This is a genomic window from Cohnella abietis (assembly GCF_004295585.1).
Taxonomy (GTDB): Bacteria; Bacillota; Bacilli; order Paenibacillales; family Paenibacillaceae; genus Cohnella; species Cohnella abietis.
The window spans coordinates 440,832-462,770 of sequence record NZ_AP019400.1 but is presented as its reverse complement, the minus strand read 5'-3'; the positions used below and the strand labels follow the sequence as shown (position 1 = coordinate 462,770).

The 21,939-nt window shown below is 44.0% G+C and carries 18 protein-coding genes and 1 pseudogene; 9 read left to right on the top strand and 10 right to left on the bottom strand.

The features are described 5' to 3' along the window. Positions 1-175: 175 nt before the first annotated feature. Positions 176-930 (top strand): annotated as a pseudogene (locus KCTCHS21_RS31605) (ABC transporter ATP-binding protein); the annotation flags it as partial. Between the two features lie 64 nt (positions 931-994). Here the strand turns inward: KCTCHS21_RS31605 and KCTCHS21_RS32015 are convergent. Continuing rightward, entirely contained in the window at positions 995-1,294 is a 300-nt protein-coding gene (locus tag KCTCHS21_RS32015; protein ID WP_331871698.1) for a winged helix-turn-helix domain-containing protein, read from the bottom strand. A 218-nt stretch (positions 1,295-1,512) separates the two neighbouring features. Beyond that, a complete protein-coding gene (locus tag KCTCHS21_RS31885) occupies positions 1,513-1,698 on the bottom strand; it encodes an S-layer homology domain-containing protein (RefSeq protein WP_269472760.1) in 186 nt (61 codons plus the stop codon). Between the two features lie 397 nt (positions 1,699-2,095). Between KCTCHS21_RS31885 and KCTCHS21_RS01875 the strand changes: the two genes are divergently transcribed. From KCTCHS21_RS01875 to KCTCHS21_RS01845, 7 genes are all read left to right on the top strand, one after another. Beyond that, the gene (locus KCTCHS21_RS01875; RefSeq protein ID WP_130604869.1) at positions 2,096-3,121 is read left to right on the top strand and encodes an S-layer homology domain-containing protein; all 1,026 of its coding nucleotides are present in this window, start codon (positions 2,096-2,098) and stop codon (positions 3,119-3,121) included. A 134-nt stretch (positions 3,122-3,255) separates the two neighbouring features. After that, positions 3,256-3,474, top strand: a complete 219-nt coding sequence (locus tag KCTCHS21_RS01870; RefSeq protein WP_130604868.1) for a hypothetical protein — start codon at positions 3,256-3,258, stop codon at positions 3,472-3,474. A 567-nt stretch (positions 3,475-4,041) separates the two neighbouring features. Beyond that, the gene (locus KCTCHS21_RS01865) at positions 4,042-4,281 is read left to right on the top strand and encodes a hypothetical protein (protein ID WP_130604867.1); all 240 of its coding nucleotides are present in this window, start codon (positions 4,042-4,044) and stop codon (positions 4,279-4,281) included. A 76-nt stretch (positions 4,282-4,357) separates the two neighbouring features. Further along, a complete protein-coding gene (locus KCTCHS21_RS01860; RefSeq protein ID WP_130604866.1) occupies positions 4,358-5,815 on the top strand; it encodes an MDR family MFS transporter in 1,458 nt (485 codons plus the stop codon). A gap of 220 nt (positions 5,816-6,035) precedes the next feature. After that, entirely contained in the window at positions 6,036-6,416 is a 381-nt protein-coding gene (locus KCTCHS21_RS01855; protein WP_130604865.1) for a BlaI/MecI/CopY family transcriptional regulator, read from the top strand. Beyond that, positions 6,413-7,693: a M56 family metallopeptidase gene (locus tag KCTCHS21_RS01850; RefSeq protein WP_130604864.1), complete on the top strand. Its 1,281-nt coding sequence runs from the start codon at positions 6,413-6,415 to the stop codon at positions 7,691-7,693. The genes KCTCHS21_RS01855 and KCTCHS21_RS01850 overlap by 4 nt, the downstream gene beginning before the upstream one ends. A gap of 210 nt (positions 7,694-7,903) precedes the next feature. Next, positions 7,904-10,030, top strand: coding sequence for a DNA topoisomerase III (locus KCTCHS21_RS01845; RefSeq protein ID WP_130604863.1), 2,127 nt, complete (start codon positions 7,904-7,906; stop codon positions 10,028-10,030). 135 nt (positions 10,031-10,165) lie between these two features. On the opposite strand, the gene KCTCHS21_RS01840 is transcribed toward KCTCHS21_RS01845, so the two are convergent. From KCTCHS21_RS01840 to KCTCHS21_RS01805, 8 genes are all read right to left on the bottom strand, one after another. Next, the gene (locus KCTCHS21_RS01840) at positions 10,166-12,028 is read right to left on the bottom strand and encodes a M56 family metallopeptidase (RefSeq protein WP_130604862.1); all 1,863 of its coding nucleotides are present in this window, start codon (positions 12,026-12,028) and stop codon (positions 10,166-10,168) included. Further along, positions 12,025-12,414 (bottom strand): BlaI/MecI/CopY family transcriptional regulator, encoded by a 390-nt coding sequence (locus KCTCHS21_RS01835; RefSeq protein WP_130604861.1) that lies wholly within the window; start codon positions 12,412-12,414, stop codon positions 12,025-12,027. The genes KCTCHS21_RS01840 and KCTCHS21_RS01835 overlap by 4 nt, the downstream gene beginning before the upstream one ends. A gap of 174 nt (positions 12,415-12,588) precedes the next feature. After that, positions 12,589-14,466 (bottom strand): ABC transporter substrate-binding protein, encoded by a 1,878-nt coding sequence (locus KCTCHS21_RS01830; protein WP_130604860.1) that lies wholly within the window; start codon positions 14,464-14,466, stop codon positions 12,589-12,591. A gap of 214 nt (positions 14,467-14,680) precedes the next feature. Further along, positions 14,681-15,709, bottom strand: coding sequence for an NAD(P)/FAD-dependent oxidoreductase (locus tag KCTCHS21_RS01825; RefSeq protein ID WP_130604859.1), 1,029 nt, complete (start codon positions 15,707-15,709; stop codon positions 14,681-14,683). Then, positions 15,710-16,675 carry an ABC transporter substrate-binding protein gene (locus KCTCHS21_RS01820; RefSeq protein ID WP_232058039.1) on the bottom strand — a complete coding sequence of 322 codons (966 nt, stop codon included), beginning with the start codon at positions 16,673-16,675 and terminating at the stop codon, positions 15,710-15,712. A gap of 110 nt (positions 16,676-16,785) precedes the next feature. Further along, positions 16,786-18,432, bottom strand: a complete 1,647-nt coding sequence (locus KCTCHS21_RS01815; RefSeq protein ID WP_130604857.1) for a helix-turn-helix domain-containing protein — start codon at positions 18,430-18,432, stop codon at positions 16,786-16,788. Between the two features lie 501 nt (positions 18,433-18,933). Beyond that, on the bottom strand, positions 18,934-19,380 hold the full coding sequence (locus KCTCHS21_RS01810; protein WP_130604856.1) for an OsmC family protein: 447 nt from the start codon (positions 19,378-19,380) through the stop codon (positions 18,934-18,936). 166 nt (positions 19,381-19,546) lie between these two features. Then, on the bottom strand, positions 19,547-20,146 hold the full coding sequence (locus KCTCHS21_RS01805; RefSeq protein ID WP_130604855.1) for a TetR/AcrR family transcriptional regulator: 600 nt from the start codon (positions 20,144-20,146) through the stop codon (positions 19,547-19,549). 202 nt (positions 20,147-20,348) lie between these two features. Between KCTCHS21_RS01805 and KCTCHS21_RS01800 the strand changes: the two genes are divergently transcribed. Further along, positions 20,349-21,920 carry a histidine kinase N-terminal 7TM domain-containing diguanylate cyclase gene (locus tag KCTCHS21_RS01800; protein WP_130604854.1) on the top strand — a complete coding sequence of 524 codons (1,572 nt, stop codon included), beginning with the start codon at positions 20,349-20,351 and terminating at the stop codon, positions 21,918-21,920. The last annotated feature ends 19 nt before the right edge of the window (positions 21,921-21,939 follow it).

The following is a 21,939-nucleotide window of genomic DNA, read 5'->3' as shown; positions in this document are numbered from 1 at the left end:
CAAGCCTATTATAAAGGCAGTTTGTAAAGGCTGATGCCATACTCATGTAAAAAATATGTTATTTTTTTCATAATGCGGTGGAGGTTTATTCCAGGCAGGACAAAGAAGACGATAAGCGAAGATTAACGAACTGCCGATCATTCGACAAGTTTTACACGTTGCTTGGACCGTCGGTGTGCGGGAAGCGCTTCGCTTCGTCAACTTATCCGGATACGAGAATCGGGAAATGCCGGAGATGTCCGGCGGTCAGCGGCAGCGGATGGCGATCGCTCGGGCGATTGTGAACGAGCCGGAGGTTTTTGCTTTTGGAGGAGCCCTTATCAGCGCTGGATTTGAATCTGCGCACCGAGATGCAATATGAGCTGCGGGAGCTGCAGCGGCGTCTTGGCATTACGTTCATCTTCGTTACGCATGACCAGGAAGAGGCGCCTGCGATGTCGGACGAGGTCTTCGTCTTGAACGAAGGCAAAATCGAGCAGAGCGGAACACCTACCGATATATATGACGAGCCGATCAGCCAATTTGTGGCCGATTTCATCGGAGAATCGAATATTATTCCAAGACGGATGATACGCGACTAAGAAGTCGAGTTCCGGGTCAGCCGTTTGAGTGTGTGGACGGCGGCTTCTATGAGAACGAGGAGGTCGTGATTGTGATCCGGCCGGAACATCTGGAGTTAACAGACAGCGAGAAGTGCATGCTGAAAGTGCGGGTGGCACGCATTTATTCCGCGGCGTCCACTGTGAGATTGGATATACGGACAAGTCCGGCAACAAGTGACTCGTCCATTTGGCGCGGAAGGCTGAGATTGGAGCGGAGATCGGACTCAGCTTTGATCCGGAAGCGATTCATGTCATGCGCTTCGGAGAAACCGAAGGAGAATTCGACAAACGTCTGGAGGCTTACGAAGAGGCCGCCTATGAAAGCTAGCAGAAGCGTGAGTAATCTATATCTCGTTCCTTATAGTTTATGGATCGTCCTGCTTCACGCCGGTCTATCTGCACATGACGCTGTCAGCCTCGATTTTTTTGCGTGAATTGCTGATGTGTACAGCGACCGTTCTCGTGTCCTCTAGACTCTCCGTTCCCCAAGTAAACTGAAACAACGCATCGACACTGACGACACGATTCACGTTTTGTGCCAGATAGGACAGTAGACAGGCATTGTCGGCATCGTCGAACACGATCAGTGTCAATTTCATAGCCTCTTTAGCCCAGTTATCACCAATGTCCTTCAGTACAACACTCGTATTGCCGCCACCTTCGATAGGGAACACGCGATGCCCCAACGCCATGACCCATTTTTTCCACATAGTAAGAATTATCCCAAACCCGAGCCGGGCAAAATAAACCCCCAATTTTCCGCCCTACTTGTGATAAGGTTCACCGTAACGGGTCTATCGGCAAAAAATAAGGGCCATGGCTTATCAGTTCCTCCGCTAGATGCACTTCAATTTAGATCGAAACAGGGTTGCGTTGAGTTAAATTCAAAGCAACCTTGTCTATGTGTCCTTTACTTTTTCTTTTGCACTAACATTTTTAACAATATTATTACAGCATCTGCGCCTGTAGCTTTATTTTCTGGAGCAAACTGTTTCGCACCTTTGCCTTCGATAATACCCAGCTTGTTCATGGCCGTAACTGCCCATGCCAGAATATCCTTGTCATCCGCGAAGCTGGTTGTAACAGTCGCTTGAATGGACTGTCCTAGCGCGTTAGAGATTATGGTCGCGATTCAATTAGTGCATGCACAGCAGTCCCATCTGAATAAGCGGTGAACTATCAGCCCTATTGGGCGCTTGCGGGTCATTTGTACAACAAGTGAACCGACAAGAAGATGTCCGTTCTGCTTATAGCCGTGCGTTCTCGTTCGACAATTTCTAAGCCGCAAAATTTCTGAGATCGAGATTCGGCATTGATAAGGATTTTTGAGGGCTCCTGTTGAGGGTGTCCAACTATCCTTAAAGTCGCCATCCGCTAAATAATCCCAGAGTGTAAATTATTCCCTCAAAAATCTACATAGAATTGATTTAAATGCCGATATAGGTCTTAAGTGCGATGTACACTTAAAAATATAAATTAAGGAGCATTTTTCTATGAAAAGGAAAGTTTCAAAATGGATTCTTCTGTCGTTAGTGGCTTGCTTACTTATTCCAAGTGTAGTTGCCGCAACAGAAAAGACTTCGCCACCTGTAAAGACTTCTGCTGATTTCAAAGATTTAGCAGGTCTGGACAAGGCTCTTCTTGCCAAAGTTGATGCATTGCTAGCCAAGGGATTTATGGAAGGCAATGGCACAGACAAATTTGATGTTACGGGAAACGTGACGCGTGCGGAAGCTGCTAAACTTGTAGCTAAAACTTTTGGCTTAACCATCGCGTCAGAAACCACTTCGTCCTTCAAAGATGTAGATGGTACGGATGCTTCTGTAGCTTGGTCAATTCCGTTTATTGAAGCGGCAAAAAAAGCTGGAATCATTAATGGCATGACGGACACCACATTTGCACCAAAGGATAACGTAACTTTGGGGCAGCTTGCTACATTGCTGGTTAAAGGGTTTGGTAAAGGAGCCGATGTGAAAACGACGACTCCATGGTACCAAGGTTACTTAGATGTTTCCAAAGCGGCCGGAATTGATCTAGGCAGCGATGGATCGAAGCTTGCTACCCGTGGCGATCTTGTAGTCGGATCTTTTGCAGCAGATGCAGCAGTAAAAGCTAAAGCATCAGAATCAACACCAACACCTACACCTACACCTACACCTACACCAACACCTACACCAACACCAACACCAACACCAACACCGACACCGACACCGACACCAACACCGACACCAACACCAACACCAACACCAACACCGACACCGACACCAACACCAGTACCAACACCAGTACCAACACCAACACCAGTACCAACACCAGTACCAACACCAGTACCAACACCAACACCAGTACCAACACCAGTACCAACACCAGTACCAACACCAGCTCCATCCACCATCGCACTAAATAAGATTAATAATAGTGTTGGAACATGGATCAATGTTGATGAGACGACTTTCTCCACAGCAGGCATTGAGAGCGTTTCGTCACTCAATTTATCAGCTGTTCTAGCTGCACTCTAGTAACTTTCCAAATCCAAATCGCATTGGAGACCGATTACACACTTCAAAGAACAGTCTCTCAAATTCAAGAGATTGTTGTCTAGGCGCAACAAGCAATTGTCGTAGATGCAGCGATAAATGTAATCTTTGATTATTTGAAATCAAATGGTCTAGGAACTGCTCTTGACCTAGAAGTATTCCGACGTGCTGGATTAACCATAGTAACAGATTTGAACTTACCAGATGTCTTATCTGCCCTTGTATCTGCCTATGAGTATGGTCTTTCCGGTCAAGAGGGATCAACACCTCTGTCTCCTCATAAACAAGTTATCGAGGATGCTATTAATCGTTACTTAGACGAACCTAATGCTTAAGGAAGCTTATACTCGTAACACGGCAAATGGTTTACTTATTCAACCTTGAGTTGAAGGTAGCTCTCAAGCGAGAAAATAATTTATACGAGAAAAATAACGGTGCAAGGGAGATTAACCCTTCACCGTTATTTTTTGTTTGTGGTAGCTAAGGAAAGTCATTCAGAGCGAAGAAGATTTCGCCCTACTTGTGGTACGGTTCAGCTTAACGGGTCTATCGGCGAAAATACGAAAAGAGCTGCCATGGCATGCTCCTTAGTTGATGTTCTTACGGGTTTTTATTTTCATGATCTGCACGACAGGCTGACGATTCGGTGCAAAGGCACTTCGAAAAGTTAGCTTTTTTATTGATTTACATTGTTGAATTAACCGGCACGTTATCATAATCCCCAAATCGCATCTCGTCAAGAGATAATGTGAGAATGAGCGACATAGCGAGGGATCCCCCCCTCATGCTTTCTAAATAGGAATGAATTTCCCAGTATGCAGGGCCATATCGCTTTTTCCAATTCATCTGGTGTCACGTAAAATATTCTTCAGATCAATGAGGAATAAGGAAAGGAGATCTGCATGAACAGCGTGGACAAAATCAGATTTTTGCTCTTTTACGGCGAAGCGCCCGAGGCAACTTGTTACGGGTATATGGAGCTGAATCGGGATGGCAATATGATCGCGCTCTACAATAGTTGCGGCGAGGAAATCGACATGTTTGGCGGACATGAATTTGTCAGGGTACGGGCGCTTGGCAAATTCGATAATGAAGACCGCGATAATTTTTACTCCTTGTTAGAAAGTGATGGTGTAGGATAACCTGCACGACAGACAGGTGAAGATTCAGTGTCAAGACACTACGCGGAACGCAATGAATATGCTCTGGAGGTAGAAGATGAACAAACGGGTTCAAGAGGCAAGCGGAATAAAGAGAGGTGCGATGTTAGCCGCCCTGCTCATCGGTGCATTTATCGCGTATCTTAACGAAAATTTGCTTACCAATACATTTCCTGGATTAATGCGTGAGTTCAACGTTGCTGCTTCGACCATACAATGGTTATCGACCGGTTATATGCTGATGATCGGCATACTGGTGCCGGTGACCGCATTGCTGCAGCAATGGTTCACGACTCGCCGGATGTTTATGTCCGCGATGGCGTTATTTTTAGCAGGTACCTACTTGTGTGCAGTATCCCCTGGATTCGAAGTCTTGCTGATAGGCAGAGTTGTTCAGGCTTGCGGGACAGGATTATTGATTCCGTTGATGATGAATACAATTCTTGCTCTCTATCCTCCGGAACGCAGGGGGGCTGCCATGGGTCTCATGGGGCTTGTCATCATGGTCGCCCCTGTAATCGGACCAGCTTTGTCGGGGTTGGTTATTGATACCTTACACTGGAGATGGCTGTTCTACATGGTGATTCCTGTCACATTGTTTTCGATTATTTATGCATTCATTTACTTGAAAAATGTGACAGAAATAACCAAGCCAAGGGTCGATCTTTTATCCATTGTTATGTCAACCGTCGGGTTTGGTTGTGTCACCTACGGTTTCAGCCAGACTGGTGTCTGGGCTGGTCCTGGGAGTTACAGTTTAATTGCCATAGGCGGCCTCTTCCTGCTCTTGCTTATTTGGCGGCAGCTCAAGATTAAAGAGCCTTTGATTGATCTTTCCGTATTCCGGTATCCCGCTTTCTCTTTGGTAGCGGTATTGATAGTAATGCTGATGATGGTTTTATTCGCCACCACGACTTTGCTGCCGATCTATATGCAGGATGTGATGCAGTTGACAGCATTCGCGACAGGTTTACTTCTGATTCCAGGCTGTATTTTAAACGCAATGATGATGCCTGTGACGGGAAAATTATTCGATAAATTCGGGCCGAGATTCGTCATAATGCCCGGACTGGTCATGATCGCCCTATCGCTGTGGCTGTTTGCCGGTATCGACAGCGATACAACCCGAGGCTCCGTTCTGTTCAATCATGTCCTCTTATTCTTAGGCATATCGTTTGTCGTCATGCCGGCTCAGACGGCAGGAATGAATCAACTTCCGAGTCACCTGGTCCCCCATGGCACAGCCATATACAATACGCTCCAACAGATTGCTGGGGGAATTGGCATCGCTTTGTTCGTCGGCATCATGTCTTCCGGAGCCAATCGTTATCTTCACCATTCCCTCGATCCCGCTGCGTTTCAAGATAAAACACAAAGTATCGTTGGCGGTTTGCAAACGGTTTTTGGGATTGAATTTATTCTCGCGATACTTGCTTTGGTACTGGGTTGGTTTATAAATGGCCGTCTTTCTGCCGATTTTTCTCAAAAGAAAGAACCCCAAAACTTGTTGCCTTAGGGTCTTGAAACACTTATTTCGCCGTCACTTATGGTATGGTTCCCCGCGATTGATCTTAAACTGTATTTATTCAACTACCGTTATCAGTCCTTAGTTATCTTTGAGGTATAAATCTGTGGTTGGCTCGGGTGAGCCAATCCACTTATTGACAACTGCGACAACTTGTCGTATATTTTACCTACGACAAGTTGTCGCAGTAATAATCAGAGGTGCGCGCCCAATGAAAAATTTAGGAAGACTGTCTGAAACCGAGATGGAAGTCATGGAGGTGATATGGGAATTAGCAACATCCGTAACGGTTAACCAGCTTTTAGACATTTTCAAAACTAAGGGTTGGAAAACGTCGACACTATCAACTATATTGAACCGGCTGATTGAGAAAGGTTTCTTGACTAAATCACTGAACGGCAAGGTGAACTATTACGACCCTGCTTTGACATTGAGTGAGTATAAAAAATCCGAAACGCAAAGCTTTCTTAGCCGCTTATACAACGGGAAAGCTAAAAACTTTATTGCTGCCCTGGTTGATGAGGATGAACTCAGTAAAGATGACATAGCGGAGTTAAAAGAGTGGTTCACCCGCGAGGATGGTAAGAAATGATGACATTAGTCTTATCGCTTATCATTGCCTCATCCGTTGGAACGATCATTTGGATTTTGCAAAACAGTATAAAGCCCTTCACGCAAAAAGTTTTTTCTCAGACGTGGCATTATTATTCGGCTTTAATTCCCGTATTTTTTCTTCTTGATGGCTCGGAGATTATGATCAGACTCGTCTCTTTTATACGCTCCGTCTTACAAGACACAAGCACAATCTCGGAATCGGGAATGATTGCGGAACAAAATGCACACATCATTCCCATGGAGCAAACGGGAACAAACAGCTCACTATTCATGAACCAGCTGTTTGACTATCTGTTACGGTTTAATAACACAAAGGGAATTGTACTATTCACAACCGTAATTTGGGCTATTGGAACCATCGTTTTTCTTGCTGTGAATGTCAAAAATTATGTAGCATTCAGGCGTTCGATCTTACAAGAAAGCCGAGTATGTGACACGGTACAAAGTCCTGTAAAAGTAATCATAAGTGCTCGCGCAACAACGCCAATGGTTATGGGGTTATGGAAGCCAATTGTTGTATTGCCAGATATCAGGTTTGGTGAAAAAGAGCTGGCTATGATCCTATCCCATGAGCTTATTCATTTAAAGCGTGGCGATTTGCTTGTGAAGCTGTTGGTGCTTATCGCAAATGCGATTCACTGGTTTAATCCGGCAGCTTATTCGCTCAATAAACAGATCAATATCCTATGCGAGCTATCCTGCGATGAAAAGGTCGTTAAGGAAATGGATATGGAAAACCGAAGATATTACGGCGAAACGCTATTGTCCATGCTGGAGTATGGGGTAAAACAGAGAAATATAGTTTTCATTAGCAGTTTATGCGGTCCTAAAAAAGCTATGAAAAGGAGGCTTATGAATCTTATGAATGAGAAAAAAATGAAAAAACCGGTGTTGGCGCTGTCCCTTGTTGCTGCAATGGCTTTGCTAGGTGGTGGCGGGACTGCTGCGTATGCGGCGGGATCAGCTGTGCCGGTCAAAATTCCGACGGGGAAACAAGTTGAGGGGCGAAATATTTCCCTCCAATATGAGGATGGAACCACTGTATTCTACGATAAAGATGGTAATCGATTGCTAGCGGATCCAAAGAAAAACGATGTCCCGCAGAAACTTACCACTGAAGAAATAGTGGATCGTGTTAATAAACATATTGCAAAGGGACTTGCTGTCCCGCAAGGATATATAGATGAGCTTCCGCAAAAAAGCTTGGATGCGATCAATGATACTTATGGCTTAAAGCTTCAAAAGTCAAAATAAACAAAAACAATAGATATTCGCAAATCCCACGTTATATGAGTTCATTTTAGCCTTAGTTCAGCTCACTGGACTAAGGCATTTTTTATTGGAATTCTTTTTCTTTTTCTATTAAATCCCGTATATTGGTTCTAGGGCAAAAGAAACGTTGAACGATCAGCAATGGATACGTGATCGTCTATTTAATAGAAGAAGGAGTGTTATTTCATCTAGATGAAAACTTTAATATTAGCGGAGAAACCATCGGTCGCAAGGGAAATTGCGCGTGTAATGGGGAGCAGCGTTAAGCATAAGAGTTACATAGAGGGGCCGAAATATGTGGTGACATGGGCACTGGGTCATCTGGTTGGATTGGCCGAGCCGGAAGATTACGACTCGAAGCTAGGCACATGGGCGCTAGAGGATCTACCGATTCTGCCTGGCCAGATGAAATTGAAGGTGTTGAGGGAAAGCAATCATCAGTTTAAAGCTGTGCAGCAGCTCATGCAGCGACAGGATGTTGGGCAGCTAATTGTGGCCACCGACGCTGCCCGAGAAGGCGAGCTTCTGGCGCGATGGATTATCGATAAAGCCAAATGGAAAAAGCCATTTCAAAGGCTATGGATTTCTTCTCAAACCGATAAGGCAATTAAAGAAGGCTTTGCCTCTCTGAAGCCGGGCAGTCAATTCGAACGGCTATATCAATCTGCTCGCTGCCGGGCTGAAGCGGATTGGATGATTGGCCTTAATGTAACACGTGCCCTGACCTGCAAATTCGGCACTCCGCTATCAGCCGGACGTGTTCAGACCCCCACCCTGGGAATGATTATGCAGCGAGAGAACGATATAATAGCGTTCCGTTCGGAGGAGTACAGCGTCCTTCGCATCGATCTTGGAACGTTTGAAGCAATATGGAGAGATGCAAATGGAGGATCACGAATATTCAACACTGCAAAGGCAAAGGAATTACAAGAGAAGCTGAATGGTCGTACAGGCTCTATCGTCAAGCTAAGAAAAAGCGAGAAAACAATTCCGCATCCCTTGGCCTACGATCTGACAGAGCTACAGCGGGACGCCAATCGATTGCTTGGCTTTTCGGCGAAACAAACCTCCAATGTCCTGCAAAAGCTTTATGAACAACATAAGCTGGTCACTTATCCGCGAACCGACTCACGTTATCTCACTTCGGATATGGCAGACACACTGAAGGAACGGCTGTCTAGTATTGCTATAGGCCCCTATGCCCCGCTTGCAAGACCCTTACTGCGAGCAAAGCTTACGCTTGGTAAACGAATTATTGATGACAGTAAGGTTACGGACCATCATGCGATTATCCCGACGGAGCAAGTTGTGCTCCTGAATGCACTCAGCACGGAAGAGCGTAAGCTATATGATCTAATCGTCAAACGCTTCATTAGCTTATTCTATCCACCTGCTAGGCTGGATCAAGTAGACGTTACGATTAACATTGCGGCTGAGACGTTATTTACTAAAGGTACAACAATCAAGGATAACGGCTGGCGTGTCGTCTATGGTGGACAGACACTGGATGACGATGAAGCCGAAGACGGCGCTGAGGAAGGCTCTGCCGTGCTGCCTGAGCTACGCGAAGGCGAATCCTTCACTGTAAAGCAATGCCGGATTCAGGGTGGACGGACTTTACCACCGAAACGATATACGGAAGCAGCTCTGTTGACCCAAATGGAGAAGCACGGACTCGGCACACCGGCAACTCGAGCTGACATTATTGAGAAGCTGGTCAGCTCTGACACTATTGAGCGGCAAGGAAATTTGCTCCATCCAACCGGTAAAGGCAAGCAACTGATCAAGCTGGCTCCTGAGAATCTGCGAACACCTGAGCTGACAGCCCGATGGGAAGCGGAGCTGGAACGGATCGCATATGGGCAAGGCAAACCAGAGCTATTTCTTAATGGCATTCGAGAGATGGCACAAGGCTTTGTATCCGGCGTAAAAAATAGTGAAGCTGCCTACGTCCCGCACAACATTTCCACCCGTCATTGCCCTGATTGCAACACTCGGCTGTTGGAGAAGAAGACTAAACGGGGGCTTGTGTTGACCTGTCCAAGCGAGGACTGCGGTTACCGACGTTCAGACGGAGTCCAACTGTCCAACCGCCGCTGCGCTCAGTGCAAGAAAAAGATGGAGATGAAAGAAGGCAAGGCCGGATTATACGTGCAGTGTAAGCCTTGCGGAATCACGGAGATGGTCAATAAAGACAGCAAGCATATCAATAAGCGTGAACAACAAAAGCTTGTTCAGGAATACTCCAATAAGCAGGAGTCCGCCGGGTCCAACCTTGGAGAATTGCTCAAGGCGGCAATGGAAAAAAAGAATAAGTAGCGCTTTACGGAACGAACATCATAAACCTTAAATACGTATTAACTGACGAGACGACAGCGAGATTTTCGCTGTCGCCTTCGTTTTTTCCATACTTTGTGGTAATCCGTTCAATCACTTATCCTTGCATAATTGGCACTAAGCGTTACTCGACTCGTTAAGCATTGCCAGAAGAATATAAGCTCCCGGGTAATATTTTTCCATATATTCCATAGAATTTGCATCTCTTAACTGTTTTACTAACTTAACATAGTTATTAAACGATTCTTGAGGAAAATCTCCAATTGAATCCGGCTTATCTTCGTCCCCTAAGATCTCACGGCCGACTGACAGCATAATCCAGCCCTCTAGTCCGTTCTGTCTGCCCTCTATAAACCGGCTGAAGATATATCTCAGAGTAGTATCCCCCCGAGAGATTAGCGTATTGTATTCCTCCTGATGCTCAGCAATATACGCATTCGGGCTGGAGGCCTGCTTCGGGCTGCTAATAATCTCAGAAAACAATTCCTCCTCAGACAATCTGCCCCTTAAATATTCCTTCGCTTTCTCCAAACAAACGGCATAGTGCCGCTCGGCGTTTGACTGCATTTGAGATACTCCCTCTAATAAATCTGCGGGAAACTTCTTTTTAATGGATGAAAAGTAATAGGAGCCGTCCGACGCTTCCCAATATTCCTTAAGGTGGTAGGCACCGTTATCGTCTTTAGAGAATGTCAGAGCTACGGGAATATGGCTTCCGCTGACATCCACTGGTTTCCGATCGGGAAAATCAAACTCCGCATAGTAAGCCATCAAATAGACGACAGCCGATCTTTGGTCCTCTACCGTCTTTAGTGTGACATGGGACTCGGTTTTAAACTCGCCACCCCTATAGCTTTTTGCATTATGGTTCAATATCGCTTCTGATACAACGGTGTCAAGAGTGGACTGAGCGGCTGTATTCTCCACATCCGGTAACACTTTGGTGTTACTCTCGTTAATGGGCAGATTTATCGCCTTATTCATACTGCTCCTGCTTACGGCCCCGGTGAAGGTGCAGGTGGCTATAATAGTGGCTATGAGCAACACCGTTATCAAAGTTACCGTTTTCATCTTGGGTTTTTGGGCGATTAAAATAATTCGTTCTCGAATGCTGGACTTGCCTGAAGTCATCGTCGTAGCACCACGAAGCAAATCCATCGGGCTGCCCTGTGTTGTCATCATACCGATCAACGTACGACCATACTCCACGCGGCTGTCCTCTCCCAAACGGAGGAGCGTGCCCTCGTCGCAAGCAAGCTCACAATCGCGTCTCGATAGGACCGCAGCAGCCCAAACCAGCGGATTAAACCAGTGGATTGCGATACATATCCCGCGTACGAAAGACCAGAGGTGGTCCTTATGAGCGTAATGGGTCAGCTCATGAGCGAGGATGTGACGCAATCGCTCCTTGCTTTCAAGACTTTCCGCTGTCACATAAATAGCCGGCTTAAAAATTCCATACAGACAGGGAGATGGCAGATTTTGTGCAAGGTATACCGGTAACGGGCAGTCATCGACTTTCACAGGTATCGCCTGCTTTTTTAGCCTAAGGTAGAAGCTAATATTTGCCACAATCAGGCAAAGCACAACAAAACTAAAACCAATGAACCAGAACAGGTGAAGCAAGTTCTTCATCAAATCTGACTTTATGTAGGAAGCCGCTGCATTCGAATCAGGTTTTCCAATTCCTTCAGAGGAATTTACGGTGTCCCTCGTTGAATGTTCTGTATACATATAAATCGAATCGGGACGATCCACGAGCGGAGGGTAGGGATTCGCCACGCTTTGCTCCAGCTTATGACTCATTGCGTTCATAACACTAACAGGGCTCGACAGAAGTGAGAACGGAAGCAGCAGCCGAATAGCTACCAATACCCACAGTGCGTATTGCAGGCGCAAACTGATTCTGCCCATTAGAAAGCGCCTCAGAACGATAATCATAACAATCAGCACCGAGGAGGTAACAATGGCTTCGATCATTCACTCGCCTCCTCTGCTTTCTGGAGTATCGCATACAGCTCTTCTATCTCATTTTTTGTGAGTGGCTTTTTCTCCACTAGCGTGTTCATCATCATTCCGACGCTACCTCTGTAAACTCGGCTCAGAAGAGACTCCGTTTCAGAAATTGCCGCCTCATTGCGAGTGATAGCAGGATAATACTCTCTGGCTTTGCGGCCATCCTTATAATAGAGCAACCCTTTCGCTTCCATTCGGCTGACCAGCGTAGTGATGGTGCTCTTAGCCCAGCCGGTCTCCTCTTTTAAACGGTTAACGATCTGCATCACGGTGCGTGGAGTCTCTTCCCATAGGCACTCCATAATACGCCACTCGCTGCCCGATAATATCGTACTTTTATCTTCTGCCATTTCAGCACCTCAATTCGTACTACTGTTGTAAACCTATTTTATCAATTCGTACTACTGATGTAAACCTTTTTGATTTGCATGATTATTAACACAAAAAAATACAGAGCAATAGCGTTTATCCCGCCATGCTCTGTACAGATATTATCGTTGCACGATTTAAATACGTAACTCATTTTATTTTAACAGCTTCGTTACCTCTTCAATCAAGATATCGACACCTTCATCTACTAGGTAGGGCCCGTAATTCCATTTGTCGCGGGAAACATTAATCACTCGATTATTTTTGATGGCGGGGATCGATTGGTAAAGAGGCTCCTTAAACAATTCCGTCATCGCCTTCATCTCTTCATCTGTCATCTGAGTAAAGAAATAATCAGCAGGTTTATTAACAAGCTCCTCCATGGATAAAGCTGTACCGCCATCGGCAAATTGTTTGAATTGCGCCGGCATCTGGAAACCGAAATCTTGGTAAATTAGTTTACCCAATGTTCCACCTTCGCCACCCAGCAGCACTTCTCCATTATATATAATGAAAGATATCGCAGTCGTACCCGGTTCAATTTTAATATCAATCTTGTCCCTTAGGCGCTGCAGCTTTTCTTCGAATTTCGTAATCCAAGCTTCGGCTTCTTGCTTCCGATTCATAATATCGCCCATCGTTCTTAGCGTATTTACAACATCTGGATCGCCTCCCCATGGCACGGCTATCGTTGGGGCGATTTTCGAATAGGCATCAAAGATGTCACTCTTATAATAGTCAGGCAGTATAATGAGATCCGGCTGCAGTGCCGAGATAGCCTCTAAATTACCTGTACCTTTTCCGATGCTTTCGACATCGGCCATCTTGTCCGGATATTGATCTAGGGTTTCTTCATTGACGCCTACAGGCTTTAATCCTAATGGGAGTAGGTAACCTCCGTAAGACAGAACGACGGCCTTGCTTGGTTGAACGGGGATTTTGACCTGTCGCCCTAGTCCATCCGTATATTCTCTCATTTCTGATGATTGCACATTCTCATTCCCGCCACCGCAGGCTGCCAGCAGCAGAGACAAACTAAACAAAAGGGTCACTGCAAAAGAAGGTTTAAATCTAACATTCATTTCATTCACTCTCCAGGCTTCTTCGTGATAATGATTCTCATTATTGTCAGTATGACGAATTACTGATCGAGGAGCAATGAACGATTCGGGCATAAAATTAGTACGAATTGAACCTTTTAGCGCAATGCTGTGCATTTTGAATTGCGCCGGAGTCTCGCCGACCAGCTTTTTGAAAAGTCGATTAAAATAATACATATCTGTATATCCGACGCCCTCAGCAACCTCCCGAATGGGAGTATCTGATTCGGTTAATAACGATTTCGCTCGATTAATACGAGTCTGAAGGACATATTCGATTGGACTGCATCCAAACTTACGCTTAAACACCCTTGAGAGATAGTGCGTGCTGTAATGAAACAAATTAGCCATGGTCTCCATAGAGATCGTTTGGCGATAATGCTTTCGAATGTACTGAGCGATCTGTGTAGCTAAATCTGGCTCAGCTATTTCATCCCCAGCTATTTGCAGCTGACGAAACTGTTCATGAACAAATTGATAGAACAATCCGGTCACTTGCAGTTTATCCAGCTCTTCTCCAGTCGTCCACAATTGGTGCATCTGCTCGAGAAGTGAAGTCAGAAATATTGGATATCTAGCTTGGAATACATAGGGGTGCGCATAGGGAAGCAGCCGGTCTACTTGGCTACACATAGACGGGCCTGATCTGTCATAAACAGGTTTGTATAAAATCAGGTAATAGTCAACGGGATGATCCAAGCACCAGATATTCAGACATACGTTTTTACCGCCATGCGCGACTTGAAAATGAGCTTGCGTAGCTTCCATTCCATCTAACTTCAGCCTGGCTTCTCCATGATTAATAAATAGAAAAGCGCTTGTGGGAAGGTTATAGGCTTGCAATTGCTCTCCCGGCTTCAACGAAAAATGGCGGATATCTATCACTTTAACTGGTGTTTTAGCCCATAATCTGATCGTTTCTGATGACTCCATAACAACACCTCGCTATGTATTTCCGATACCAGCAGAGGGGCTTAGCAGGACAACACCTGCTTAGCAGTTATCGGTTTACTTTTTCAACCATACGAGAACGGGAGAGTATTTGTCCAGCTATTGCTCGGTAAAACGCGAATGAGGGCCGCAACAGGTCAAAACTCACCTGTCACAGCCCCCAAATTTGCGTCCCTTGCAGTCTCTCGACTCTTACTTACTCATGCATAATCGCCTTATTTTTCTCATTAAAACGTTCATTATGAGAAGAAACACCAGCCATATCTGATGCTGTCGGTTCTAGATAAAGCTTCGCACTATTAACAGCTAATACTGCATCATTAAAGGCGCCTGCGATTAAACGAACTTTACTTCCATAGGTGATAAAATCGCCAGCTCCGAAAATACCTGGGATGCTTGTTCGCATTCGTGGATCAACAGACACACCATAATCCTCTTTGTCTAATCCCCATTTTAATAAATCGCCAAAATCACGATCAAATCCATGGTTTACTACAACTTCATCTGCTTCAATATGTTCGATGGCACCGGTCTCCGAATGTTCAAGAGCAATACTTTCAATTCGATCACCCGCACCATATAAGCGAGAGATAATATAAGGTGTCATTATCTTAGCTGATGCTTTCATTTGCGCTACAGGCTGCTCGTGTGCAGTAAATTCATCTCGTCTATGAACAACCGTGACTTGTTTCGCCAATTTTACAATTTCATTCGCCCAATCAACTGCAGAATCTCCCCCGCCTGATATAAGCACTCGTTTATCTTTAAACCTCGACAAATCCGTAATCGTATAGTGGAGATTATTCAATTCATAGCGACTCGCACCTTCAATATGCAGCTTTTGAATTTGCGTCATTCCTCGCCCAGCACATAACAATATTGTACGTGTATAATGACTTTCACCCGTTTTGGAGGTCACAACAAAGACGTTATCGTCACGGCGTTCCATACGAGCAATTTCCTGGCCTAATACAATGGTTGGATCAAATGTCTTCGCCTGTCTGATTAGAGAATCAATCAATTTTTCACAATGAATCGGATCTACTCCGCCGACATCCCAAACTAGCTTCTCAGGATATGTCCGCATGAATCCCCCTAATTCCTCTTTTGCATCAATTAATTTTGTACGCATGGCTCTCATCCCACTATAAAAAGCCGCATACATACCCGCAGGTCCACCGCCAATAATCGTAATGTCATAAATATCGAGTTTTTCTGTATTCACTTAAGGGACCAGCTTTTCTACTATGTAGTCTATTAGAAGGCTTGATCCGATGGGACCTTTAGCTTGAATATAATTATTGGTGACCAACGGGAAGATATGATTATTTTTAACGGCATCCATGTTCTTCCACAATGAATTTTCTTCTAACTCCTTCAATGATTCGGAGCTATCATAGTTTTCCATACTTCTTTTCTCTAGGAAAATGTAATCCGCTTTAATATCCGGCAATATCTCTAATGAAAATGGCACGAACCAATCTGTTGCATCTTTAAAAATTTCAGGACTTTTTAGTCCAAGTGTCTCATAGAAAAATCGGCTAACATCATCATCCGCTTTTGGTCCTAAATAACGGTATCTTTTGGGCTCAACTCGAAGAACGAGTACGGTTTTGTCACCAATGGCTTGATGGATTTTTTCTTTTGCCTCTTTCGCCTTCTGATCAAATTCAGCTAAAACCTTTTCCGATTGTGCTTTTTTATCGAATAGCTCAGCTAATTCAGGCATCGCTTTATCCATTGCGGTATTTGTATTCAAAGCAACCGTCGGTGCAATCTTCGACAACTCTTCATACACTTTCTTTTCAGGGCCTATTCCTGGAATAATAATGATGTCCGGGGATAAGCTGAGCAATTGTTCATAATTATATTCATATTGCGTACTCTTGATTATTTCAACCCCATGCTCTTGTAAATAAGGCGCACGGTAGTCGGGTTCAAGCTCAGGAACCACTACAGCAAATTGTGGCGGCACTCCCATCTCGATCAAAAATTCGGCATAGGCTGAGTTGGTTACGAGTATTTTTTGCGGATTAACCGGGATGGTTACCTCTCCATAAAAATCTTTAATTTTTCTAGTTTCATTCTTCTCTATAGCTTCTGTAGAAGATTCCTCTTCTTTCTTATTTGATGAATTCGAGCATGCCACGACAACAAAAGCCAATAAAGCTATTCCAAACAACGCAATCAATCTTTTCGACACTATGAGCTCTCCCCTTTTATCTGATAATGATTATCACTATCAGATAGTATCAAATATGAGGATGTTATTCTATGGCTAATGGTGCGCATTTAGTTGGATTATTGTGCTTCATCACTAGTGTGCCTCAATAGACTGCTAACAATTTCATCAATGATAAGAGCTTGCCCGATAACTCCATTTCCATCTACCCAAAGGCTTGTATCAATATAAAAAATTCGATTATTTTTTACCGCCTTCAAACTTTTCCATTGACTACTCTCCATTAATTTCCTCATGTTTTCTTCTGCACTAAAGTTCTCCATCACGCGTTTCTCCACGAATAGATAATCTGGATTTGCAATAGACAAGAGCTCTATTGAACATGGGTTAAACCATGCCTCTCCTGCCTTTAATGGCTCCGGAAGTGATAGCTCTAATTTCGTATACAGTAATTGGGAAACCCCACTAGAGTGTCCACCTAAATACCGGTACCCAAAAGGCTCTACTCGCAAAACCATGATTGTAGCTGCTGATTGAATATATGATTTCAACTCTATTCGTGCCGCATTCACTTTATTGTCCATTTGAGTTTGGATTTTATTCGCTTCTTCTTGTTTATCAAATATAGCGGCGAGTTGATTAAGAAGGATATCCTTATCGGTTGTTAGACCTGTTAATATGGGTGCGATTGTGCGCAATTTCTTCTTAATATCTTCTGTTACAAAATGTCCAATAATTAATTCCGGCTTCTGTTGTTGTATTAATTCTATAGGAATAACGAATTGCTTTGCTTCCAATAACTCAACATTATGTTGCTTAAATAGCAGCCGTTGATGCTGGGCTAGGAGTATGGGTGTTACTATGACAGCACGCGGTATTATGCCTAATTGGATTAAATTTTCAGCATATTGGGGAGAAATCGATAAAACATTTCGTCGGTGCAAGGTGTGAACATAATTTCTCGGTGACACTCCTGTAAACTGTTTGAAGCGACGACTAAAATAATGAGCATCTTCAAAGCCTACTTTTTTAGCAATATCTTGGGATTTGGCTGAGGTTAATAACATCTCTTCTTGCGCACGATAAATCCTATAGCTCGCTAGATAGTCCAGGGGTGGTTTACCACATATTTCACTAAATTTCCGAGAAAAATGCCACTGACTGATCCCTGCAATTTGTGCCAATTGTGCTCGTGTTATCACCTCATCATAATGCTCCTGCATATAGGCAATTGAGCGCATGACCCCTTCTTCAATCGTCTGCTGTTCGCTCGCCTGTTTATGATATAAATTTTTTAATAATCCATATAAAAAAAGCTGGGTATCAACTACCGTTTTGCTAGAATCATCAGGTAAGCCTTCAGATAAACGATCACTAATACTTGATAAAAACCCGCCGGTTAATTGCACCTTTTGATAGGTATCTCCAACCGGCACATGCCATTCAAATTTCATTAGTCCTCGTTCTTTATCGAAAAAGGAATAGGCGTCAAAACCAATTTGCCAGCCTGCTAAATCGAGATTCCCACCCTCTACTACTTCGATAACCGAATTCTCTTCAACGGCAATCAAATTACCAAACGCTACATGAATATTATTTCCATTAATATTCCACATAGCTTGACCATCCGTTATGATAATCAGTGTGTTTATCGTAATGTTATGAGTTTCACCCGCGTACATCCACTTATCCGTTAACGGCTTTGTTGACTCCCACTGAGCGATCCATTTCCTCTGGTTTGGTTGCGATTGTACCCCATTCAACATGTTTTAACCTCCGGACAATTGATTTAGGCTTTAGGCTTTGTGACGAGAGACATAGGTGAACATGTGTAGGTTTCATTCATATCTAAGTTTGGTTTGAACATTTGATTCGTGTGATTGTGATTGTGATTGTGAGTGTGAGTGTGAGTGTGAGTGTGAGTGTGTATGAAAAATCATATAGATTTTCCATGAAAAAGGCAAAGTAAAGGAATCTGTACTAATAATCATACAGAATGGAGCATTTAGTGGTTATTTAGACTATTCTATATGAAATATCATACAGATTAACAGCATGCCGATGGATTAGCGAGTTACATATGAGGCTTAGTAGTGAAGGGCTGGATCTTTCATGTTTCTGATCTCACGAGGCTTGATGAACGGATGTGGCGGTCGCGGTGATACTCGGGAGCTTGGAGGTGGCTGACTGCTGATTGAATCAATATAAAAAAAAGGACACAAAGTGTCCCTTCGAGCATGCTGCTATATGAGAAGTAAGGCACAGATTTAATTTTCGATAACGATACCGTTTAATTTAAGATTAACCGGGTTTGCGATCGTATCGCCAACTGGGCATTTGGATTCTAGAAATTGTACGAATTCCTCAACCTTTTCTTGTGGTGAATCGGTTTTAATGTGGAATGTATAACGAATATCGGAATAACCTGGACGAACGTCGGATTTGTTAAAGAATCCGTCTAGATCAAGCTCGCCTTCAACCTCTACACGGAAATCTTCAAGATTTACGCCGAATTTAGGTGCATAAACTCTACCAACAATAGCCTGACATGCCCCTAAAGAAGCAAGCAGAGCTTCAACGGGATTCATTCCTGTATCTGTTCCACCCAAGCTCTTAGGCTCGTCAATAATTAACTCGAATTGTCTGGAAGTCGTTTTAACTTTAACGCCGTCTAGCAGTTGTGCAGTTGCTTTGAATGTTTGAACAGCAGCCATTGTATAAATCCCCTTTAATTAAGTTATAGATAATAGGTTTAATTTTCATTGCGTGGTTCCCCAGTTTTAAAACCAACCTTCTCACTGGGTATTCTTGAATTATAGGTTTAAATTGGGAAAGTGTCAATTCATAAATAACTAGATAAATAAATAGATATCAGCCTCGCTAACTAGACTTTGTAATTCCAGAGAGAATCAGATTAAATACTGCATCAAACTCTTCATTCGTTTTCTCTTCTACCCATTCATAGGCATGTGAGGGATGGTGGAAGCGCGAGGTGGCGATGAAAATAGCTTTGGCAACGCCCTCCGACGACGATCCAGACTTAAATTCTTTAGACTTAATTCCTTCTTCGACAATCTGTGCCACCTGCTGAATGAGCCGATCGACATGTACCGTTATCATCTCAACCGCTTCTAACGTGACAGCCGCATACATCGCAAACATCTCTGAATCATCAACTGAATAGGTTCTTTTACTTCTAATCAGGGTCTCTAGCCACAACCGCAAACGTCCTGATGAGCTCCCACCAGCTTGGTTCGCAATCGTTTCTAGAGGAGCCGTAATGCTTCTTTCCAGCCAACGCTCAGTTACCGCTTCACGCAAAGCGGATTTGCTAGCAAAGTGCCGGTAAAGCGTACCGTGGCTAACCTGCAACACTCTCGCTACGTCTACAACTGACGTTTTATCCGGTCCATAACGCCTAAGCACCTGTTCCGCAGCATCTAAAATATTTTCTTTATTTAAAGGAAGATCCTGAGCCATTTGACATAACAACTCCTTTTCAATGGCACTATCATAACAAAGCACAATTATAATGACAATATCGTTATTTTGTTATGTGTTAAGAGATGTCCGAAAGCAATGAGCTGATTGTTATCGGGCGGGGGATAACGGCACCTATATTCAATCTCATAACACATATGATAATATATCAGCAAGTCAACAAGCAGGGAGCAAGGAATCTATGGATTCGCAACTGACGATTTACATTACCTTAGTTAGCCTAACAGGAATTTTCAACTTGTTTCTTAGCGTATACGTTTTCCTCAGAAGAAATGAGATTCCGGGTTCTCTATCCTTTATTCTGTATACACTAGCATTAACTATTTACAGCTTTGGCTATGCCTTTGAGCTGGCTAGCGATACAATATGGGAAGTCAAGCTATGGAACTTGATTGAGTATATTGGTATGCCCTTATCTGTACCCCTCGGGTTAATGATTATTCTCAACTACCTCAAAATAAAGATTTCTCGGGCTGCTACTGTGGCCCTATTTGTTGTTCCACTTATCACATGGTTAATGGTTGCAACCAATGATTACCACAATCTTTTCTACAAAGTGTTTACGTTTCAAGAAGGCATGAATAGCCACACTCTAAAAATCGAAGCTGGGGAATGGTATATCGTTTTTTCCATCTATACCTTCTGTTGCTGGCTCGCCGCTGTCTCTCTATTGTTCAGTCGTTGGAAGCAAACCCGCAAATCTTACCGACTTCAGCTGTTTACCCTGATTTGCGGACAATTGATGCCTATGATCACTGGCTTACTGTACCTGCTTGGCGTGACACCTACAGGCATTGATCCTGTGCCTATGGGCATGTGCTTTAGCTCAGGATTATTCATATGGGCCATTCTATCCACCAAGATGCTCACTGTCGTTCCAATTGCTAAAGAAACAATCTTCGACAGCATGGGAGAAGGCGTTCTCGTTCTTGATCCGGCTAAACGGCTCATTGACTATAATCAGTCCGTCGGGCAGATGATTCCTTCCCTGAATCCATCAATGATTGGCAGAACGCTGGATCAAGTATGGACAGAAGTGACAGGTGAACCGTTCCCTTTTTATCACCTACCAGATGGAAGTGTGGAAGAGCTATCGTGGCTTTCAAATAGCAAGCAATTCTATCAAGTTCGCTCCTCCACCCTACGTCATCGGAACGGAGAACAAGCTGGTAGCCTGCTTATGCTCATTAATGTAACCGAGCTAAAGCGCCTGCAGAACGAGCTTGAGCATCAAGCATTCTATGATGGACTAACCCATATTTTCAATAGGACGCAATTTATTCAACGCAGCCGTGAAATGCTGGCAGCATCCCGTATGGAGAAGCATCCGTTCACTGTCGTCCTGTTCGATATCGACCTTTTCAAGCGTGTTAATGACCACTTAGGTCATGAAACGGGTGACAGAGTGCTCGTTCATGTCGTCAACACCTGCCGAAAGCTGCTTTCCAAAGAAACACTATTTGCTCGCTATGGAGGTGAGGAATTCGTACTCTCACTTCCATACACTTCGCTTCAGGAAGGGAAAGTAATTGCCGATCGCCTGCGAATTGCAATGGAAGATGAGCCCCTACTAACAGATAAAGGAGCTATTGTCGTAACTGCCAGCTTCGGGGTTGCTGAGGCCTCAGGCAGACTCGATGATACATTAGATACATTGCTACGAAAAGCAGATGAAGCATTATATACGTCCAAACGTAGCGGACGCAACCGAGTCAGCTTATATAGCTCGACTCTGGAGTACTCCCATAGCTAACGGAGGTCCAGTAGGATTA

Bases quoted from the DNA above. Each gene is read 5' to 3' on its own strand.
- KCTCHS21_RS01810 (WP_130604856.1), bottom strand. From the start codon at position 19,380: ATGGCTGCTGTTCAAACATTCAAAGCAACTGCACAACTGCTAGACGGC.
- KCTCHS21_RS01840 (WP_130604862.1), bottom strand. From the start codon at position 12,028: ATGATCGAAGCCATTGTTACCTCCTCGGTGCTGATTGTTATGATTATC.
- KCTCHS21_RS01805 (WP_130604855.1), bottom strand. From the start codon at position 20,146: ATGGCTCAGGATCTTCCTTTAAATAAAGAAAATATTTTAGATGCTGCG.
- KCTCHS21_RS01875 (WP_130604869.1), top strand. From the start codon at position 2,096: ATGAAAAGGAAAGTTTCAAAATGGATTCTTCTGTCGTTAGTGGCTTGC.
- KCTCHS21_RS01860 (WP_130604866.1), top strand. From the start codon at position 4,358: ATGAACAAACGGGTTCAAGAGGCAAGCGGAATAAAGAGAGGTGCGATG.
- KCTCHS21_RS01865 (WP_130604867.1), top strand. From the start codon at position 4,042: ATGAACAGCGTGGACAAAATCAGATTTTTGCTCTTTTACGGCGAAGCG.
- KCTCHS21_RS32015 (WP_331871698.1), bottom strand. From the start codon at position 1,294: ATGGCGTTGGGGCATCGCGTGTTCCCTATCGAAGGTGGCGGCAATACG.
- KCTCHS21_RS01850 (WP_130604864.1), top strand. From the start codon at position 6,413: ATGATGACATTAGTCTTATCGCTTATCATTGCCTCATCCGTTGGAACG.
- KCTCHS21_RS01855 (WP_130604865.1), top strand. From the start codon at position 6,036: ATGAAAAATTTAGGAAGACTGTCTGAAACCGAGATGGAAGTCATGGAG.
- KCTCHS21_RS01815 (WP_130604857.1), bottom strand. From the start codon at position 18,432: ATGTTGAATGGGGTACAATCGCAACCAAACCAGAGGAAATGGATCGCT.
- KCTCHS21_RS01830 (WP_130604860.1), bottom strand. From the start codon at position 14,466: ATGGAGTCATCAGAAACGATCAGATTATGGGCTAAAACACCAGTTAAA.
- KCTCHS21_RS01845 (WP_130604863.1), top strand. From the start codon at position 7,904: ATGAAAACTTTAATATTAGCGGAGAAACCATCGGTCGCAAGGGAAATT.
- KCTCHS21_RS01835 (WP_130604861.1), bottom strand. From the start codon at position 12,414: ATGGCAGAAGATAAAAGTACGATATTATCGGGCAGCGAGTGGCGTATT.
- KCTCHS21_RS01800 (WP_130604854.1), top strand. From the start codon at position 20,349: ATGGATTCGCAACTGACGATTTACATTACCTTAGTTAGCCTAACAGGA.